Genomic DNA, 17,659 nt, shown 5'->3' with positions numbered 1-17,659 from the left:
ATCTCAAGTGCCTGCTTTATCGACAGGCCAGCCAGCCTCCCCTATAAGGGCCGGAATCGGCAAGGCAAACCAGAGGCTTCCATGATCATCGTCACGGGCGGCGCCGGCATGATCGGCTCCAACATCGTCGCCGCTCTCAACGCCGAAGGCCATAGCGACATCGTCGTCGTCGACGACCTCACCAACGGCCACAAGATCGCCAATCTCGCCGACCTCCATACCGCCGACTACCTCGACAAGGACGAATTCCTGACGCAATTCGAAGCAGGCGCGTTTGGCCGCATCGAGGCGGTGTTCCATCAGGGCGCCTGCTCGACCACCACCGAGTGGAACGGCAAGTTCATGATGGAGGTGAATTACGCCTATTCGAAGCGTCTGCTGCATGCCTGCCAGGCGTTGCGCGTGCCCTTCCTCTATGCCTCCTCGGCCTCGGTTTATGGTGGCGGCGCCGAGTTTCGCGAGGAGCCGCAATGCGAGCGGCCGCTCAACGTCTATGCCTATTCCAAGAAACTGTTCGACGACTATATCAGGCGCACCGTCTTCGACACCGATCACTCGCAGGTGGCGGGCCTGCGCTACTTCAACGTCTATGGACCACGCGAGGCGCACAAGGGCGCCATGGCCTCGGTCGCCTTCCATCTGTTCAACCAGGTCGAGCAAGGCCAGAACCCAAAACTGTTCGGCGCTTATGACGGTTTCGGGCCTGGCGAGCAAAGCCGTGACTTCATCCATGTCGGCGATGTCGCCGACGTCAATCTGTGGCTGTGGAAGCGCGGTTCGAGCGGCATCTTCAACTGCGGCACCGGCCGCGCCCAGCCGTTCCGCGCCATTGCCGAAACCGTCATCGACACGCTGGGCAAAGGCGAGATCGAATTCATCGAATTCCCCGACCATCTCAAGGGCAGCTACCAGAGCTTTACGCAAGCTGATATGTCCCGTTTGCGCGCGGCCGGTTACAATGGCCAATTCCGGACAGTGGAAACCGGTGTCAGAGACTATGTCGAATGGCTGAAAGCCCAACGATCCTCGTGATCGGCCCACGCTGGGTGGGCGACATGGTCATGGCGCAGTGCCTGTTCTCGGCGCTGAAAGAGCTGCATCCCAACGCCGCGATCGACGTGCTGGCGCCGGCCTGGGCCGCACCTTTGGTCAAGCGCATGCCGGAGCTACGCCAGCAGATCGACTTTCCGCTGAAACCCGGTGCGCTCGAATTCACCATTCGCCGCCGCTTCGGCCGCCTGCTGCGTGGCCGCTACGACATGGCCTATATCCTGCCGGGCAGCTGGAAATCGGCGCTGATCCCGTTCTTTGCCCGCATTCCGCGCCGCGTCGGAAATTTGCGCGAGATGCGCTATGGCCTGCTGACCGACATCGTGCCGCTGCCCGAGGCGGCGAAACGGCGCACCGCGCAAGCCTATTTCGGCCTCGCGCAAGGAGGGGCATTCCGCGCTCCGAAGCTGACCGTCGATGCAGCCAACCAGGCGGCGTTGCTCGGTCGATTTGGGTTGCGAGCGGAAAAATTCGTGGCCCTTATGCCTGGTGCCGAGTTCGGGCCGGCCAAACGCTGGCCGAGCGAGAGCTATGCCGGCCTTGCGCGCGACATGATGGCCAAAGGTTTTCAGGTCGCGCTGTTCGGGTCGAAAAACGATGCCGGCGTGACGGCGGAAATCGCAGCACTTGCGCCTGGCGTCGTCGACCTCGCCGGCAAGACGCGGCTTGAGGACGCTATCGACCTGATATCAGCGGCCAGGCTGGCGGTGTCGAACGACAGCGGGCTGATGCATGTCGCCGCCGCGGTCGGCACGCCGATCGTCGCCGTCTACGGCTCGACATCGCCACGAAACACGCCGCCGCTTGCCGAACACCGCGAGTTGGTCTGGCTCGGCCTGTCATGTTCGCCCTGCCACCAGAAGATCTGTCCGCTCGGCCACCTCAACTGCCTGAAGACGCTGGACGTCGCACGGGTTGCGGCAGCAGCCGACCGGTTGCTGGAAATTCCGGCCGCCGTATGAAGGTGCTGGTTGTCAAAACCTCCTCGATGGGCGACGTCATCCACACATTTCCCGCCGTCGAGGACGCGCGCCGCAACCGTCCGGATGTGTCGTTCGACTGGTGCGTTGAAGAAGCTTTTGCCGGCATTGTCGCCTTGCACCCGGCGATCGGCACCATCCACACCGTGGCCATAAGACGCTGGCGCAAGGCGCTGCTCGACCGCCGCACCTGGCACGAGGCCTTGGGATTGCGCCACGCGCTGCGGTCCTGCCGCTACGACCTCGTCATCGATGCGCAAGGGTTGCTGAAGTCGGCCCTGGTGGCAAAACAGGCGAAAGCACCGATCGCCGGCTTCGACCGGTCGAGCGCGCGCGAGCCATCGGCGAGCCTGTTCTACGACCGCCGCTACGCCGTGCCCCGCAATCTCCATGCTATCGAGCGGACGAGACGGCTGTTCGGGCTGGTGCTCGGCTACACCCCTGATTTTTCGACGTTGGTATCAGGCATTCAGCCGCCGCCTGGCGGTCTGACCGGAATTGCAGGAAAAACCGCCTTCCTGCTGCACGGCACCAGCCGCGAGGACAAGAAATGGCCGGTCGGCGACTGGATCGAAACCGCCCGCCTTCTCGTTGAGCGTAAGATGACGCCGGTCACCACCTGGTCCAACGCCAGTGAAAAAACAGTCGCCGAAGCCATCGCAAAGGCCGTTCCACAGACTGTTGTGGTGCCCAAATCGCCGCTTGCCGAAATCGCCGCAATCATCGGCCGCGCGATCCTGATCATCGGCGCCGACACCGGGCTTACCCATCTCGCCAGCGCCTTCGGCCTGCCGACCGTCGCGATATTTCTGGCGACCGAGCCCGGTCTCACCGGCCCGCGCGGGCCGTATTCGTCGACGCTGCTGGCCACGCCGGGCGGCCGCGTTGCGGCGGATGAGGTGATAGCGGAAGCCGAGAGGTTGCTGGCTGCCAGAGCAGAATTATCGAAAAATCCTAGATAAACTGCACCTGGACGATCTCATAGCCCCGCGCGCCGCCGGGGGCGTTGACCTCGATGGCGTCGCCGACTTCCTTGCCGATGAGCGCGCGCGCGATCGGCGAGGAGATGGAGATGCGGCCCGATTTCACGTCCGCTTCCTGGTCGCCGACGATCCGGTAGGTCTTCTTTTCCTCGGTGTCCTCGTCGACCAGCACCACGGTGGCGCCGAACTTGACCTTGTCGCCGCTGAGCTTGCTGACGTCGATGACCTCGGCCCGCGCGATGTAGTCTTCAAGCTCGTTGACCCGGCCCTCATTGAGGCTCTGTGCCTCTTTCGCGGCATGGTATTCGGCATTTTCGGACAGGTCGCCGTGCGAGCGCGCTTCGGAGATCGCCTCGATGATGCGCGGCCGCTCTTCCTGCTGACGCCAGCGCAGCTCTTCCTTCAATGACGCGAACCCCTCGCCTGTCATCGGGACCTTGTTCATGATGCCTGACCTTTCCTGCCGCCACCCCCGCGTTTCGGGGAAAGCCTTGTCGATGGGTACAAAAAGAAAACGGTCCGCCAGCCTCGGGCTAACGGAACCGTTTCACCGCAATTTCGCTGAATATAGCAATCTTCGCGGGTTTTTCACGCCAAAAAATCAGATTCTGAAAATTCATCTGCCAGTGGCGCGATTGCCGTTGCGGCAGATGCGGCTTTGCCAACAAAAAACCGGCCGCGATTGCTCGCAGCCGGCCCGAGAAGCGTTGGGGTAAATCAGCTTCTCATGAAATGGTCGATCTGTTCCGACAGCATGCCATATTCGCGCGAACCCTTGCCGGTGCGCTTTTCGATCTCGCTGAGCTGCTCGCGCGCGCCGGCCAGATCGCCGATCTGCAGATGCGCCTCGCCAAGATATTCGCGCACCAGCGTGTAGTTGGGATCGATGCGCAGTGCTTCCTCGTAGTAACCGAGGCCAACCGTGACGCGGCCGGAATGGCGATGCGAATAGCCGAGATAGTTGAGGATGCGTGGATCCTGCTTGTTGGCGGCAAGACTGAGCACGGCAATCGCCTCGTCATAGCGTCCGGCCATCGCCAGATCGTGGCCGGCATCATAGATGTTGTCGTCGTCGAGCATGCCGTACTTCGGCGCCACGCACTTCTTCAGCTTCTTGTCCCAGACCTCGCCCTTCTTGCACTTGGTGGTGGTCTGTTCACCACCGCCACCGCCGCCCTCGCCGGCTGCAAACACCGGAACCGCAAAGAACTGCAGCGCGACAAGCGCCGCGGCCGCCTGGATCAGCACTCTTTTATGCATCGAAGCCTCCTTGAGGATGATAATGCAACAATAACGCAGGGCGAAGTCCGTTTCATCCCAGAAAAAGTAATGGCCGCGAAACATTCTCTGACCGGCGTCCGCAGACATTCGGCAAGGCTCCGCTGCGCCGGGGATTCTGCCAAAGGTGAACACGGCAAGCCGAACGTGACGTGACGAGCGCTGCAAATCCGCTATCATCCAGGGAACGGAGGATGGAGAAGGCCAGTGCAGCGGCGCCTTGAAAAGGAATGGGAGCTTTCGATCGGTCCCGACACCGTGCGCCTGTTCATTCTCAAGGCCAAGGCGCTGAGCGCCGCCGTCAACGAAGACTATACCGATGGCGCGGAGCACGAGATAGAGCTCGACGGCGAGGCGCACGACAATCACCATCATGACGGCCTGGCCGAGGAGAGCTCCGAAAACCTGACCGAGGAGGAACTGCGCGAACTCATCAACGACCTCAATGTCGATGAAGCCGCCGAGCTGATCGCGCTGGCCTGGGTCGGCCGCGGCGACTACGACGCCTCGGAATGGACGGACGCGCTGGCCGCCGCACGAGAGCGTGCCAACAAGCGCACGGCCAAATATCTGCTCGGCATGCCGCTGCTGGCCGACTGGCTGGAGGAAGGGCTGGAAGCGATTGGTGCATGACAGCGCCGTTACCGATCGTGATCGCCTGAGCGGCCGACCAAAGGCAACCTCCAGGCCTTGCCGCCGTTGAGAGCCATGGGGTCGATTGATTTTTCCCGAACAGTCAGGGTTTTACTGGTCATCGGCCTCACGGCCTTGCTGACAATGCCGGCTGACGCCAGACATCGCCACAAACAGCACAAGCCGACATGGGTGGAGCAACTGCTGACACCGAGGGCCGAGCAACCCCCGAAGCGGCGAGCAGCGAAGCCGATGAAACGGCGCAGCAACCGACAGGTCACACCGGAGCCGACGCATCGGACAACCCCGGATCCGGTGGCATCGCCCGATATGCCCGTGCCTAAACCGCGGCCGGCGGATGCTGCAAAGATCGACTCATCAGAGATGGATGAGCAGAAGACGGACGCTCCAAAGGCCGGCGGAGCGTCCGACCGCTTCAATCAAGAAAAGTCCCATGAGAGAAAGCAGGCTCGCCCCGAATCGTCGGCCGAGATGGAAAGCGCGCCGGAGCCGCCGGCGGCAGTGCCGACACCGACACAAAAACCCGATACCGCCATGCCGCCGGAAACCGAGCCACCGGCCGTCGCTCCGCAGCCGCCGCCAAAACCAGCGGATGCCGGCGAGAAGATGCTTCCCGATCCGCGCTCGGCTGACCTGCCGGATGAAAAAATGCCTGCGGCTGAACTTGCGTGCCGGGAGCGGCTGAAGACGCTCGGCGTCGAGTTCGAGGAGCACAAGGCGGAAAGCAATCCCGAAATCGGCTGCTCGATCCCCTATCCCCTGGTACTGATGACGCTCGGCAAGTCCATCGGCATCGGCCCCGGCACCGAGCTCAATTGCCAGATGGCTGAGGCCGCCGCGCGTTTTGCCGCCAATGTCATCCAGCCGGCCGCGAAGGCCGAATTCGGCGCCGATCTGAAGTCGATCAGCCAGGCATCGGCCTTTGTCTGCCGGCCGCGCCACGGCACCAGGAAACTGTCGGAACACGCTTTTGGCGACGCGCTCGACATCGCCAGCTTCACGCTGTCGGATGGCCGGAAGATCGAAGTCGGCCCGACGCCACCGGAGGAGGACGGCAAATTCCTCAACGCTGTTCGCAAGGCGGCCTGCGGGCCGTTCAAGACCGTGCTCGGACCAGGTTCTGACCCCGATCATTCCCTGCATTTCCATCTCGATTTGGAACCGCGCCGGCATGGCGGCACATTCTGCCAGTAGGCGTAAGGCTGCTTGCCGCAATTCAGCCGCAGGCGTGAACGCAACCGCTGAGTTTTCCTTTACCCTTGATCGTTAAAATGCCGGACATCTAGGGACAGGGATTCCGCCCATGGCCGGAATATTTCGCGCCGCTGCGATGGTCGCACGCCAATCGAAACGTGCAGCGATGGTGGCCACCGGCCTTGCCCTCGCCGCCGTTTCGGCCTGCAACACCGGCAGCGTATTCTCGCTGCAGCCGGCGGTCGACGTCGGCGCGCAAACGTCGGCCGTTCCGCAATACGGCGGCATGCAGAGCCTAGTGCCCTCCAACCCCTACATGACCGCCGCCTATCCGCGCATGGACGAGCCAATGTCTGAGCCCGAGCAGATGCCGGCCAGCGAGATCGACTGCCGCAGCGAGCTGAGGCGCCTCGGCGTCGTCTACACTGACGTCCAGCCGATCCACGAAGGCCAGTGCGGCATCGACTATCCTGTCAAGGTCTCGGCCATTGGCAGCATCCAGATGAAGCCTGCCGCCACCCTGACCTGCGACATGGCCGCCACCTTCGCCGGCTGGACGAAGAACGAACTGGTTCCGTCCGCCCGCTGGCGCTATTTCTCCGGCGTCAAGACCATCCATCAGGGTTCGAGCTATTCCTGCCGCAACATTGCCGGCGAAGGTGTCCTGTCGGAGCATGGCAAAGGCAACGCGCTCGACGTCATGAGCATCGAGCTCAACAATGGCGACGACATCGATGTGCGCAAGCCCGGCCTGTTTGCCTTCCGCACCCGTGGCTTCCTCAACACAGTGCGCGCCGATGGCTGCCAGTATTTCACCACCGTGCTTGGCCCCGGCTACAATTACGACCACCGCAACCATTTCCATTTCGACATCAAGAACCGCAAGAGCGGCTATCGCGCCTGCCGCTAGGGTGAAGATCGGGCGTGCTGGGCGCCGCCCGTGGACGCGATGATTTGCCGAGCCACCAGATCCTGGATGCGCCAAAGGTTCCTGTCGCGGATTCCGCTCTCCTCCAGTTTGCTGACGGTTCGGAACAGATACTGCGCCGACGAGCCCCAATGCCCGGCAGCCCGCGCCAGCGTGTCGGCAACCTGCTCCAATGGCAACCGGCCGGCATAGGCCCTGCCGTCTGGCGCGGCGACGAAGGCGAGGGCACGCAGCGGCCCGTCCTTGGTGTTGACCTTGATCCAGCACGGCACGTTGGTTGGTGGGTTGGCATCGATCTCCCGGCGCATCAATTGGCCAAGTTGCCCAATATGGTCTTGCGCAGGCAGCCGATAAACGATGCCGTTGCAGCTGCCGCCTCGATCGAGAGCCAGCATCAAGGCCGGCAAATCGCGGGTTCCGCGCCAGCGGGTCAGCTTCAGGCAGAAGGAGCGGTGCCATCCTGGCGCCGTGGCCGGGCGCTGCTCGACATGGTCGAATTCGGGATTCCAGATCAGCGACCCATAGGCAAAGACCCACAGCACTTCGGGCCGGTGCTGTGAAAGCAATCGCTCGACCAGGCCGTCGAACTCCGCGTCGGTATGCTCGGTTGTTCCAGGCTCGGGACCGGGATCCGGTTCGATACGTTCGACCCTCGCGACGAGGTCGGCCGTCAGTGTCATTGAACCGCGACCTACCGGCTTCCGCTTCATCCCTGCCCACCCAGCCAAAAAGCGATGGCCGACGATAGAACAGCTGCGCGCCGCTGGCCATTGATTTCCAGGGTCTGTCAGGCAACAGATACCGCACGGATCGAGCCGCATTCATGAGCCGACGAAGCCTGCGACGACACGCATTGACCTGGCTGGTGGCGCTCTGCGCAGCCTATCTGGTGCTGGCCTACTTCGCCGCACCGGAATTCTGGACGTTTCACGATCGCGGCTTTCGCACGCAGCGCTTCGAAATGCTGACGCACACGCCGCAAGGCATTCCCGGCGATCCGATCAATGTCGGCCTTGTCGGCACGCAGAAGGAACTGGTTCACGCCTTCGCCGTGGCAGGATGGGATACGGCCGACGCCGTCACGCTGAAGACCGCGATCGAGATCGGCGAAAGTGTTTTGTTCGGCCGCCCCTATCCCGACGCGCCGGTCAGCCGGCTGCTGTTCGAAGGCCGCTCCCAGGACCTCGCCTTCGAAAAACCGGTCGGCGACAGCGCCGACCAACGTCACCACGTCCGCTTCTGGCAGACCGATGCCACCGGCGACGATGGCCGCCCACTCTGGCTGGGCTCGGCCAGCTTCGATCGCGGCGTCGGCCTCAGCCATGAGACCGGTGCCGTCACCCATCATATCGGCCCCGACATCGACGCCGAGCGTGACGCCCTGATCCGCGACCTGACCGCCGCCGGCACGCTTGTCTCGACGAGCGACATCCCTGGAATCGGCGCCACCAAAGCCGGGCGCAATGGCGGTGGCGATCCCTATTTCACCGACGGCAAGGCCGTGGTCGGGGTGTTGAAGCAGCTGCCATGAGACGACCGAAAGGTCAGCTCGTGGTGATGACAATCTTGCCGAACGGTCCTTTCTCCAGATGCTGCATGGCTTTCGGCACCTCGTCGAAGCCGAAGACCTTGTCGATGACCGGCTTGATCGCCAGCGCCTCGATCGCCTGATTCATCCGCTCGAAGGCGCGCCTGTGGCCAACCGACATGCCCTGCACGGTGATGCGGTTGCGCATGAACGGGATGATCGGAAAGCTGAGCTCCGTACTGCCCAGCAGGCCGATAATCGACAGCCGGCCGTCGGCGGCGAGCGCGTTGAGCGATCGCCGCGCATTGTCGCCACCGACCATTTCCAGCACGTGGTTCACACCCACGCCGTTTGTCAGCTCGCGCGCGGCCTCGTCCCATGCCGGCTGGGTGCGGTAGTTGATCACTTGCCAGGCGCCGAGTTTTCTTGCCCGCTCCAGCTTGTCGTCGTTGCTTGAGGTGACGATGGCACGCAGGCCGAAGGCGGTGGCGAACTGCAGCGCAAACAGCGACACGCCACCTGTGCCCTGGATGAGAATGCTCTGGCCTGGCACCGGCTTGGTCGCCTCTGCCATGGCAAACCAGGCGGTCAGCGCCGCGATCGGCAGGGTCGCCGCCTCGATATCGCTGAGCGACGGCGGCGCCAGCACAGCGGCGTCCTCGCCCAAGATGACATGGTCGGAAAGCATGCCCGACAGCGACGACCCCAGCGTGCGCTTGTGCAGCACCGGCGGCGCATCGCCATCCGGCCAGTCGGCGATCACCTGCCCGAGCACCCGCTGGCCGACCTGGAAGCGGCTGACGGCACTGCCGACAGCCACCACTTCGCCCACCGCATCGGAGGTCGGCACGAAGGGAAAGGCAAGGTCGGGGATGAGCACGCCATCGACGATCATCTTGTCCTTGTAGTTCAGCGATACGGCCCTGGTCCGCACCAGCAAATCGTGCGGCCCCGGCTCGGGCACCTTGCCCCTCACCTGGCCCAGCTTCGACAGGCCGAAGCCGCTCATCTGCCAGGATCTGTTGATGTCAGTGCTCATGTCGTTTCGCGCTCCGTCATTGGTGGCCACGCGAGACATCTATGCGTTCTGACTATAGAAAATAGAGCTTCTATGTGGCATAATTTTCGACTGATTGCGGACTAGAAATTGACAATAGGAAATCTTCATGGAACCGGCCGACCTGCAGGGCATCGTCGCATTCGTTCAGACAGTTGAGGCCGGCAGCTTCACGGGCGCCGGCGAACGGCTGCATGTGACGAAATCGGCGGTCGGCAAGTCGATCGCCCAATTGGAGCAGCGGCTTGGTGTCCGCTTGCTGAACCGCACCACCCGCCGCCTCGGTCCGACCAGTGAGGGCGTCAGCTACTACGAAGCCTGTGTCAGGGCGCTGGCTGAGATCGAAGCCGCACAGTCGCTGCTCGCCTCACGCCGGCAGGTCCCGTCCGGGCGGCTTCGGATCGATGTGCCGCTCGCCTTCGGCCGCCGATGCGTCGCGCCTGTCCTGTTCGACATTTCCAACCAATTCCCTGATTTGACGATGGAAATTTCCTTCAACGACCGGCGCGTCGACCTGGTCGAGGAAGGCATAGACCTTGCGGTTCGCATGGGCGAGCTCGATGACAGCCTGTCGCTCGCCGCGCGTCGCATCTATGCCCAGCGCTCGGCGATCTGTGCCGCGCCTGCCTATCTCGAAAAACACGGCAGGCCACAATCGCTCGAGGATCTCGCCTCTCACAGTGTGATCGGCTATGGCCGCGACGGCGTCGTTCGTCCCTGGGTCATAAGGCAGGCCGACGGCCATCTCGCGACTTTCGTGCCCAAGGCACGGCTCGTCCTCGGCCACGGCGAACCGATGCTCGATGCAGCCCTTGCCGGTTGCGGCATCGCCTTCCTGCCGACCTGGCTGGCAGCCGACAGTTTCAAAAGCGGCGAACTCACGATGGTCCTGTCGGATTGTCTGGTCGAAAACGTCGTCGTAAATGCCATCTGGCCAGTCACGCGCAACCTGACGCCGAAGGTCCGTGTCGTCGTCGACGCGCTGGTCGAGCGCTTTTCGTCGCCGCCCTGGGATGCCACCTGACGGACGGCCCTGAAAAATGGCGGCCGTCTATTTTCGATCGCCCCGCCGCAATGCTATTGACCCCTCATGCTTTATGTTGAAATCGCCATCGTGGTCGTCCTCATCTGCGTGAACGGCCTTCTGTCGATGTCCGAACTTGCCATCGTCTCGTCACGGCCGGCCCGCCTCAAGGCGATGATCGACCGTGGCGTCAAAGGCGCCGGCCGCGCATTGGCGCTCGGCTCCAATCCCGGAAAATTCCTGTCCTCGGTGCAGATCGGCATTACCCTGGTCGGCGTGCTGTCGGGCGCATTTTCGGGTGCTACGCTGGGGCAACGGCTTGCCCAGTTCCTGGCCTCGACCGGCATCCGTGAAACCATCGCCGATCCGCTCGGCGTCGGCATCGTCGTCGCCATCATCACCTATTTCTCGCTGATCGTCGGCGAACTGGTGCCCAAGCAGATCGCGTTGCGCGATCCCGAGCGCGTCGCCGCCCGCGCTGCCCCGGCGATGACCATCCTGGCCACCGTCTCGGCGCCCCTTGTCTTTCTCCTCGACATTTCCGGCCGCGCCATCCTGTGGCTGCTCGGCCAGCGCGGCGAAAGCGAAGAGAAGGTCACCGACGAGGAGATCAAGATGCTGGTCGCCGAGGCCGAGCATCACGGCACCATCGAATCCGACGAGCGGCGCATGATCGCAGGTGTCATGCGCCTCGGCGACCGCGCCGTGCGCGCCGTGATGACGCCGCGCACCGAAGTCGACTGGATCAATCTGCAGTCCGACGAAACGGCGATCCGAAAATTGCTGATGGAGACCCAGCATTCGCGTCTGCCCGCCGGTGACGGCGGCGTCGATGTCATGGTCGGCGTCGTCCAGACCCGCGATGTGCTGGCGGCCATGCTTGCCGGCCGCGCGCTCGATCCGCGCAAGCATGTGCGCGCCGCACCCATCGTCTACGATCAGGCCGACGCACTGGACGTGTTGTCCAAGCTCAAGGAATCGGACGTGCCGATGGCGCTCGTCCATGACGAATACGGCCACTTCGAAGGCATCGTCACCCCCGCCGACATTCTGGAAGCCATCACCGGCGTGTTCCGCGCCGATACCGACGCCGGCGACGAGGAAAACGCCGTCAGGCGCGAGGACGGCTCATGGCTGCTGGCCGGCTATATGCAGGCCGACGAAATGGCCGACGTTCTCGGCATCGACCTGCCGGAGAACCGCGACTACGAAACCGTCGCCGGCTATGTGCTGGCGCATATGCACCATCTGCCGGCGACCGGCGAATGCGTCGACGCGCAAGGCTGGCGCTTCGAGGTTGTCGACCTCGACGGCCGCCGCATCGACAAACTGATCGCCACCCGCCTGCCCGGCGGCCACCGGGAGGTGGTGCGCTGACTCTTCGAATGTCGGCTTTTGACCCCAAACGGGCATGGGTCTCTATGACGCGAACGGCAGCTTTGCGCTTCAATAACTGTCGTTAAGGGGAATAGCGAAGCCGAGCTCAGAGGCTCGCGCGTCGCGCGGTCGCCAGAACGATTTTAAGATGCGCGGGGGCGCTGCCTACGAAAGCAGAGACCCGCTCCAGGACAACATTGTCGTTCAGGAACTCTCGGTGATGGCCTAGGCCATCGACGAGGAGCCACTGGGCGCCGGGCCAGATCGAAGCCACAACCTCCGCACCGTTGTAGGGCACAACAGTGTCATCGGATGAATGAACAAACAGGGCGGGTTGGGACATTTTCGCCGCCTGTCGCCGCATGTCTATGCGATCAGGATGGAGCCCGATCAGGCCTTCCAGCTGCCGTAGTATTGCGTCTTCGTCTCCTTCAAGCCCAGCCTTGCGCGCCATGAATCGGACAAAGTGCCCGTAGTGCGTCGGTGTGGCGAGGAGGACGATCCGCTCAGCTGAAAGACCTTGGTCCAGAGCTTGCACCACGCAGGCCCCTCCAATCGAATGCCCCGCTGCCAGAGCAAACGGTCCAGCCAGCCGCTCGACGGCCCGTAGAACGGCGGCTGCCAACGGAATGGACAATCGCTCACCGGCAGAATCTCCATGACCGGGAAGGTCGGGAAACCAGACTGTGTGGCCGGCCTCCACGAGCTTGCGCCCTATGCCGATGAGATCGGAGCGCAGCCCTTGCCATCCATGGACAAGCAGTGCATTTGGCCCGGCCCCCCAGCGATGGACTCGCACCTCGATCTGACGGCCATCGGGCCAGTCGCCCGGCGCTTCGACCTGCATTGTTATGGATTCGGCGTCCAACAGTGCCTGAAACGGCTGATCTATAGGCGGTCGCTTGATCCGGAGCAGCTTGTCAGCAAACGCTGCAACTCGGTTTGCGGCATCGCTCACTTCTTTTTGTTGCATGGCAAACCTTCCTGCTGTTGATCGATGTGGAACCGCGTCGCGGTCGTTTTTCGCCTGGTCAGACAAGGTAGAAGAGCCGTTCTTGAGAAGCTGGAGGTCAAGCCGTTTTCCGCATGCCCAGCGCCGTTAACGCGCTGAGTGCTGCGCCGAGAGCGATGAGTTGCCAACTCGTTTGAAAAGCATGCAATGCCTGGTTCGGGGCGAGACTGAGAGAGCCCAGAACCGCCACCAGCAGCGCCACACCCAGAACATAGCCCAGTTGCCGGCTTGTATTGACCACTGCACTACCCGTCGCTGCCATGTTTGCCGGAAGATCGCGCGTCGCGCTCCCAATCATAGTCGGCATGGCAATGCCGATGCCGATGCCGACCAACATCCATGCCGGCATGATATCTATGCTGTAGCGGGGGGCGATTGACGCCATGAAGGCGAAGCCCAACGCTCCAATTGCAAAAATGACATTGCCAACCATCACAAGCGCTCGTGGTGACGCGGCAGACGCAAACTTCTGAACGAAGTAGGCCGCTATGGGCACGCAAACAGGGCCAGGCACGATCGCAAATCCGGTTTCGATCAAGGAAAGGCCGGCACCTGTTTGCAACCAGATTGCAATGCTAAGAAACATAGCGGCGAAGGCCGTGCAGAACACAATTATGGTGACGTTCGCCCAGGTAAATGTCGAAACCCTGAAAAGCTCCGGATCCACGATCGGCGCCTGGTGAAACAGGATTCGCCTTACGAGCCAGGCTGCGGCCAGAATTGCCAAGACGTAATATGCCATGATCTGCAATGTCGTCGATTGTTCATGTCCGACAACGGCGAGAGACAGGGATCCGACAGCGATTGCAGCAAGCATGGCGCCAAACAGATCGAGATTTCTGGTCGAGACACTGGCAGGCTGTATTGTTGGTATCAGCAATGCGGCTGCGATGCCGGCAAGAATCCCGACCGGCAGATTTATGATGAAAACCCATCGCCATGAATATTCTGCAAGAACCCCGCCAAGGGCCGGACCAACGGCCGCTGCAAGCGCGGATGTCGTCGCCCAGATCTTGACCGCTCCCGATCGCTTTTGCGCAGGAAGAACCGTCAATATAAGGCCAAGGCTGCTTGGAGTGAGCATCGCGGCTCCAGCAGCTTGCAACACGCGGGAGAGTATGAGGGACCACATCGCGCCCGAAAGCGCACAGCTAACGCTGGCCAGCGTGAATATCGTCAGGCCTGCAAGGAACGCACGTTTGCGTCCCCACTTGTCGGCGAGCCCGCCGAACGGAATCAACAAGGCCGCATAAACTATGGTGTAGCCGTTCAGAATCCAGCTGAGATCGGCAAAGCTGGCTTGGGGAAATTCGGTGCCTATCTGGCGGAAGGCGACATTGACGATGAATACATCAATCATCGCCATGAATGCCGCCCCACACAGGACGAAAGTTATCAGAAGCGATCTTTGATCTGAGATTTCGCTCGAGGATGCGGCGTGCGATTGCGTATCCATGATTATCATCTACTCCCTTAGGCAATTCAGCACGGGCAAAGTCCGCCATCGATGAAGTTGGTGAAGGCGCTGCGGTTCACGCTTTGCCTTCGACCCGCATGCCATCCAATGACGCTTCCAGCCTCGTTGCCCTCATTGCGCGACTGACGAGTAACGGCGCTTCAAGAGCCGGTGACCCTCTTTGCTGAGCCCCGCTAAAGACAATTTTCGATCCACGTCCGGTTGATATTTTCCGCCCGGGGCGCGGTGTTTGTGAAAGCGACATCAACGCTAGGCGATCGGGCGTTTTCCATGCCGCAATTGGTCAGTTGGGTATTCCAACTCTGAAAATTACACAGTCAGTTGGATATCGCAACCCATTTCGGTTTGATTTTACAACTTTCTCTTGATATGAGATCTGGCATGCGATCGAAGGCTGCCGATTTAACCCCACGTTTGTGCAACATCGCGGCCGCCCTCGAGGTCGTGGGCGACCGGTGGAGTCTTTTGATTGTTCGGGAGCTGCTTTACGGGCAGCAGAAGTTCACCGAGATTGTGAACAATACCGGAGCGCCGCGAGATATCCTCGCCGTCAGGCTTCGCAAGTTGGAAGAGCACGGCGTCCTGGATCGAGAGCCGTACAGCGATCATCCATTGCGCTACAAATATCGGCTCACTGCCACAGGGCGCGGGCTGTTGCCTGTACTGCTCACATTAAAGCAGTGGGGCCAAGACCATGTCCGGAGCGGACAGCCGGACTCGATTCGCCTGATCCACCGACAGTGTGACCACGAAGTCGCGGCACAGGTGCATTGCCGCGCCTGTGGCGAGCATTTGGCACCTGGTGATCTGGAAGTCGATGGAGGACAGAATGACGATTTGGCACGCTGATCGCTGAGGTCGTCATTGGGGGCGTTTCGATAGCGTCATCCTCGGAAATCAAAAGGGCGGCGCAAGCGCCGCCCCATCTCCTTGGGAGGATAATCTCAAGTCCGACGACTTAGGCCGCCTTGGATTCTTCGGCGACGACGTCTGCCGCGCGGGCTGCCTTGAGCACTCTCGCCCACCATGCAATGTCGTTGACCAGAGCGGTTGCTGCCTGGTTCAGGTGTTCGAGCTCATCGAGCTTCTTTTCGCCCTGCTTGACGGCGAGGAAATCGGCCCAGGCGATGTGAACTGCCGACTTGACCGGCGCCATCTGCAACTCGACGGCATGAAGACGGAGCTGTTCGACAGCGCGAGCGCCGCCGACGCTGCCATAGCCGACGAAGCCGGCCGGCTTCTTGTTCCATTCATTGGCGGCGTAGTCGATCGCGTTCTTCAGCACGGCCGTCGGGCCATGGTTGTATTCGGCGGCGGTGAAGATGAAGCCGTCGAAGCCGGCGACCTTCTTCTGCCAGCGCTGTGCCACTTCGTTCTGCGACGGCGCCCAGGCGGAGGAAGCAACCTCGTCGAAGAAGGGTAGCGGGAAGTCCCTGAGATCGACGACTTCCACGTCAATGTCGGCGTGCGACTTGGCGATCTTGGCGATCCACTGGGTGGGCACATCGGCGAAGCGTGCGGCGCGCGTCGAACCGACGACGATGGCGATTTTGGGTTTGGACATAAGGGGGCTCTCCTAGTAGGTATTTCTGGTATCATTTAGATACCTGAGCTATATGAGATACTGCCAAGACGACGCGCAAGGAGGCACCTTTTTGTTACCTAGGCACCCGCACCGCACCGAGGACTGTCGCGCCATCTCGGAAATCTTGCAGCGCGTTGGCGACAAATGGACCGTCCTGGTCGTCGGAAAACTGGGCAAAGGACCGCTGCGATTCAATGAACTGCGGGCCGCCGTCGGCGGCATTTCGCAGAAGATGCTGACCACCACTTTGCGCGGTCTGGAGCGCGACGGGTTCGTCACCCGCACCGTGTTTCCGACCATCCCGCCGCGTGTCGATTACGAGCTGACACAGCTTGGATGTGACTTGCTGGTGCCGGTCGGCGCACTCGGCGAATGGGCTCGCAACAACACCGATCGCGTCAGGGCGGCACGCGCGAAGTTCGATGGGATTCATGCCTGAAACCCTTCCATTGCAAGGTTTTCGCGCGGAGCATGATTTAGGCCAATCCTACGGCTGCATCTGCAGTCCGGTCCGCAGACGGCTTTCGATCCGCTTCGATTTCGGATCCCGGCTGACCACCTTGCCGTCGATGATGCAGGTCGCCCCACCAGCGCAATTGCTGGCGGTCATCGCACCGCTGCCGCATGGCGGTACCACGCAGATTTCGCACCTGGCCGTCTGCCGATCGAGGGTGTGATTTTCGGAGGCGCAACCGGCCTCGACGCCGTCCTGTTTCACCTCAGTATAGGCAGTGGCGGCGAGCAGGCAGAACAGAGCTGCAAGCGCGCCGGCCAATGCGCCGTTCAGCAATCGTTGACGCATTGTCTTTCTCCCGGGTCCGCACGGGCACGGTCACGGAAGTTTGCGAACGCAACTATGAAAAGCATCACACAGCATCGCCGTTCGCGTCGCCCGGCGGGACGCTGGCAGCGACCTTGCTGTTAATCAGGCTGACAGGATCGAGCCGATCAGCTCTCGGCCGGAACCGCCTTCGGCTTGCCCTCGCCGTCGAGCGCCACCATGACGAAATCGGCATGGGTCACTTTCTCCATCAGATCGGAGAGATAGCGTTGCGCCCAGGCTTCGACCTTGAGTGTCATCGAGGTGCGACCGACGCGTTCGACATGCGTATAGATGCACAGCGTGTCGCCGATCTTCATCGCCTTGGCGAACGACATTTCCTTCACCGCCGCTGTGACCACGCGGCCCTTGGCGCGCTCGGCGGCGCGGATGCCGCAGGCCAGGTCCATCTGCGCCATCACCCAGCCGCCGAAAATGTCGCCCGCAGCATTGGCGTCTGAAGGCATGGCCAGCGTGCGCAGCGTCAGATCGCCGATCGGCCGTCCCTCAGCGTACTGCACCATGCGGAAATCCCCTTGCGTTCGACAGTTCCAAGTCACGTATCGGCATGCCGTCGACGCGTCAACGCGCTCGAAATGCCGGAAGTACCGGTTAAGGCGAAGAGCGCGTCCCCGAAGCGGTCGCTTTTTTCACAGCCGATGCCGGATGGCACGGCGACTTTCGGAGCCTGCGGCGTCTAGGCTGCAGCCTG

21 protein-coding genes are annotated in these 17,659 nt (G+C 61.9%); 12 read left to right on the top strand and 9 right to left on the bottom strand.

Going from position 1 to position 17,659, the window contains the following annotated elements:
* Positions 1 to 81: 81 nt before the first annotated feature.
* Genes rfaD through waaC form a run of 3 tightly spaced genes read left to right on the top strand, consistent with a single transcriptional unit; the run spans position 82 to position 2,992 of the window.
* On the top strand, positions 82 to 1,032 hold the full coding sequence (gene rfaD / locus AC1DXN_RS05465) for an ADP-glyceromanno-heptose 6-epimerase (protein WP_477272661.1): 951 nt from the start codon (positions 82 to 84) through the stop codon (positions 1,030 to 1,032).
* A complete protein-coding gene (waaF, locus tag AC1DXN_RS05460; RefSeq protein ID WP_477272663.1) occupies positions 1,005 to 2,012 on the top strand; it encodes a lipopolysaccharide heptosyltransferase II in 1,008 nt (335 codons plus the stop codon). Before rfaD ends, waaF begins: the two co-directional genes overlap by 28 nt.
* Positions 2,009 to 2,992 carry a lipopolysaccharide heptosyltransferase I gene (waaC, locus tag AC1DXN_RS05455; protein ID WP_477272665.1) on the top strand — a complete coding sequence of 328 codons (984 nt, stop codon included), beginning with the start codon at positions 2,009 to 2,011 and terminating at the stop codon, positions 2,990 to 2,992. Before waaF ends, waaC begins: the two co-directional genes overlap by 4 nt.
* On the opposite strand, the gene greA is transcribed toward waaC, so the two are convergent.
* On the bottom strand, positions 2,985 to 3,458 hold the full coding sequence (gene greA, locus AC1DXN_RS05450) for a transcription elongation factor GreA (protein WP_095090920.1): 474 nt from the start codon (positions 3,456 to 3,458) through the stop codon (positions 2,985 to 2,987). The genes waaC and greA overlap by 8 nt on opposite strands.
* Here greA and AC1DXN_RS05445 point away from each other — a divergent pair.
* Positions 3,457 to 3,729, top strand: a complete 273-nt coding sequence (locus AC1DXN_RS05445; RefSeq protein ID WP_477272667.1) for a hypothetical protein — start codon at positions 3,457 to 3,459, stop codon at positions 3,727 to 3,729. The genes greA and AC1DXN_RS05445 overlap by 2 nt on opposite strands.
* Position 3,730: 1 nt before the next feature.
* On the opposite strand, the gene AC1DXN_RS05440 is transcribed toward AC1DXN_RS05445, so the two are convergent.
* Positions 3,731 to 4,273: a tetratricopeptide repeat protein gene (locus AC1DXN_RS05440; RefSeq protein ID WP_477272668.1), complete on the bottom strand. Its 543-nt coding sequence runs from the start codon at positions 4,271 to 4,273 to the stop codon at positions 3,731 to 3,733.
* A 225-nt stretch (positions 4,274 to 4,498) separates the two neighbouring features.
* Here AC1DXN_RS05440 and AC1DXN_RS05435 point away from each other — a divergent pair, with 225 nt between their 5' ends.
* From AC1DXN_RS05435 to AC1DXN_RS05425, 3 genes are all read left to right on the top strand, one after another.
* A complete protein-coding gene (locus tag AC1DXN_RS05435) occupies positions 4,499 to 4,924 on the top strand; it encodes a DUF3775 domain-containing protein (RefSeq protein WP_477272670.1) in 426 nt (141 codons plus the stop codon).
* 144 nt (positions 4,925 to 5,068) lie between these two features.
* Positions 5,069 to 6,139 (top strand): extensin-like domain-containing protein, encoded by a 1,071-nt coding sequence (locus AC1DXN_RS05430; RefSeq protein WP_477273388.1) that lies wholly within the window; start codon positions 5,069 to 5,071, stop codon positions 6,137 to 6,139.
* 109 nt (positions 6,140 to 6,248) lie between these two features.
* Entirely contained in the window at positions 6,249 to 7,049 is an 801-nt protein-coding gene (locus AC1DXN_RS05425) for an extensin-like domain-containing protein (RefSeq protein WP_477272672.1), read from the top strand.
* Here the strand turns inward: AC1DXN_RS05425 and AC1DXN_RS05420 are convergent.
* Positions 7,046 to 7,777 (bottom strand): gamma-glutamylcyclotransferase, encoded by a 732-nt coding sequence (locus AC1DXN_RS05420; protein ID WP_477272674.1) that lies wholly within the window; start codon positions 7,775 to 7,777, stop codon positions 7,046 to 7,048. The genes AC1DXN_RS05425 and AC1DXN_RS05420 overlap by 4 nt on opposite strands.
* 113 nt (positions 7,778 to 7,890) lie before the next feature.
* Between AC1DXN_RS05420 and AC1DXN_RS05415 the strand changes: the two genes are divergently transcribed.
* On the top strand, positions 7,891 to 8,598 hold the full coding sequence (locus AC1DXN_RS05415) for an LssY C-terminal domain-containing protein (protein ID WP_477272676.1): 708 nt from the start codon (positions 7,891 to 7,893) through the stop codon (positions 8,596 to 8,598).
* A 13-nt stretch (positions 8,599 to 8,611) separates the two neighbouring features.
* Here AC1DXN_RS05415 and AC1DXN_RS05410 read toward each other — a convergent pair whose 3' ends face one another.
* Positions 8,612 to 9,634, bottom strand: a complete 1,023-nt coding sequence (locus AC1DXN_RS05410; protein WP_477272678.1) for a zinc-dependent alcohol dehydrogenase family protein — start codon at positions 9,632 to 9,634, stop codon at positions 8,612 to 8,614.
* A gap of 127 nt (positions 9,635 to 9,761) precedes the next feature.
* Between AC1DXN_RS05410 and AC1DXN_RS05405 the strand changes: the two genes are divergently transcribed.
* Together AC1DXN_RS05405 and AC1DXN_RS05400 are read left to right on the top strand one after the other, a co-directional pair.
* Positions 9,762 to 10,676: a LysR family transcriptional regulator gene (locus AC1DXN_RS05405; protein WP_477272680.1), complete on the top strand. Its 915-nt coding sequence runs from the start codon at positions 9,762 to 9,764 to the stop codon at positions 10,674 to 10,676.
* Between the two features lie 66 nt (positions 10,677 to 10,742).
* A complete protein-coding gene (locus AC1DXN_RS05400; RefSeq protein ID WP_477245383.1) occupies positions 10,743 to 12,053 on the top strand; it encodes a hemolysin family protein in 1,311 nt (436 codons plus the stop codon).
* 106 nt (positions 12,054 to 12,159) lie between these two features.
* Here AC1DXN_RS05400 and AC1DXN_RS05395 read toward each other — a convergent pair whose 3' ends face one another.
* Together AC1DXN_RS05395 and AC1DXN_RS05390 are read right to left on the bottom strand one after the other, a co-directional pair.
* Positions 12,160 to 13,026, bottom strand: coding sequence for an alpha/beta hydrolase (locus AC1DXN_RS05395; RefSeq protein ID WP_477272682.1), 867 nt, complete (start codon positions 13,024 to 13,026; stop codon positions 12,160 to 12,162).
* Between the two features lie 97 nt (positions 13,027 to 13,123).
* Positions 13,124 to 14,521 carry an MFS transporter gene (locus tag AC1DXN_RS05390; RefSeq protein WP_477421484.1) on the bottom strand — a complete coding sequence of 466 codons (1,398 nt, stop codon included), beginning with the start codon at positions 14,519 to 14,521 and terminating at the stop codon, positions 13,124 to 13,126.
* Positions 14,522 to 14,923: 402 nt separating this feature from the next.
* On the opposite strand from AC1DXN_RS05390, the gene AC1DXN_RS05385 reads away from it, so the two are divergent.
* The gene (locus AC1DXN_RS05385) at positions 14,924 to 15,391 is read left to right on the top strand and encodes a winged helix-turn-helix transcriptional regulator (RefSeq protein ID WP_477272686.1); all 468 of its coding nucleotides are present in this window, start codon (positions 14,924 to 14,926) and stop codon (positions 15,389 to 15,391) included.
* Positions 15,392 to 15,500: 109 nt separating this feature from the next.
* On the opposite strand, the gene AC1DXN_RS05380 is transcribed toward AC1DXN_RS05385, so the two are convergent.
* A complete protein-coding gene (locus tag AC1DXN_RS05380; RefSeq protein WP_477272688.1) occupies positions 15,501 to 16,106 on the bottom strand; it encodes an NADPH-dependent FMN reductase in 606 nt (201 codons plus the stop codon).
* A 91-nt stretch (positions 16,107 to 16,197) separates the two neighbouring features.
* Between AC1DXN_RS05380 and AC1DXN_RS05375 the strand changes: the two genes are divergently transcribed.
* A complete protein-coding gene (locus tag AC1DXN_RS05375; protein ID WP_477272689.1) occupies positions 16,198 to 16,566 on the top strand; it encodes a winged helix-turn-helix transcriptional regulator in 369 nt (122 codons plus the stop codon).
* Positions 16,567 to 16,614: 48 nt separating this feature from the next.
* On the opposite strand, the gene AC1DXN_RS05370 is transcribed toward AC1DXN_RS05375, so the two are convergent.
* Together AC1DXN_RS05370 and AC1DXN_RS05365 are read right to left on the bottom strand one after the other, a co-directional pair.
* Positions 16,615 to 16,929, bottom strand: coding sequence for a hypothetical protein (locus AC1DXN_RS05370; protein WP_477272691.1), 315 nt, complete (start codon positions 16,927 to 16,929; stop codon positions 16,615 to 16,617).
* Between the two features lie 146 nt (positions 16,930 to 17,075).
* A complete protein-coding gene (locus AC1DXN_RS05365) occupies positions 17,076 to 17,471 on the bottom strand; it encodes an acyl-CoA thioesterase (RefSeq protein ID WP_477245391.1) in 396 nt (131 codons plus the stop codon).
* Positions 17,472 to 17,659 lie beyond the last annotated feature (188 nt).

It is taken from the genome of Mesorhizobium sp. P2_H9, from assembly GCF_056403215.1.
This window is presented reverse-complemented; position numbering and strand designations above follow the sequence as displayed.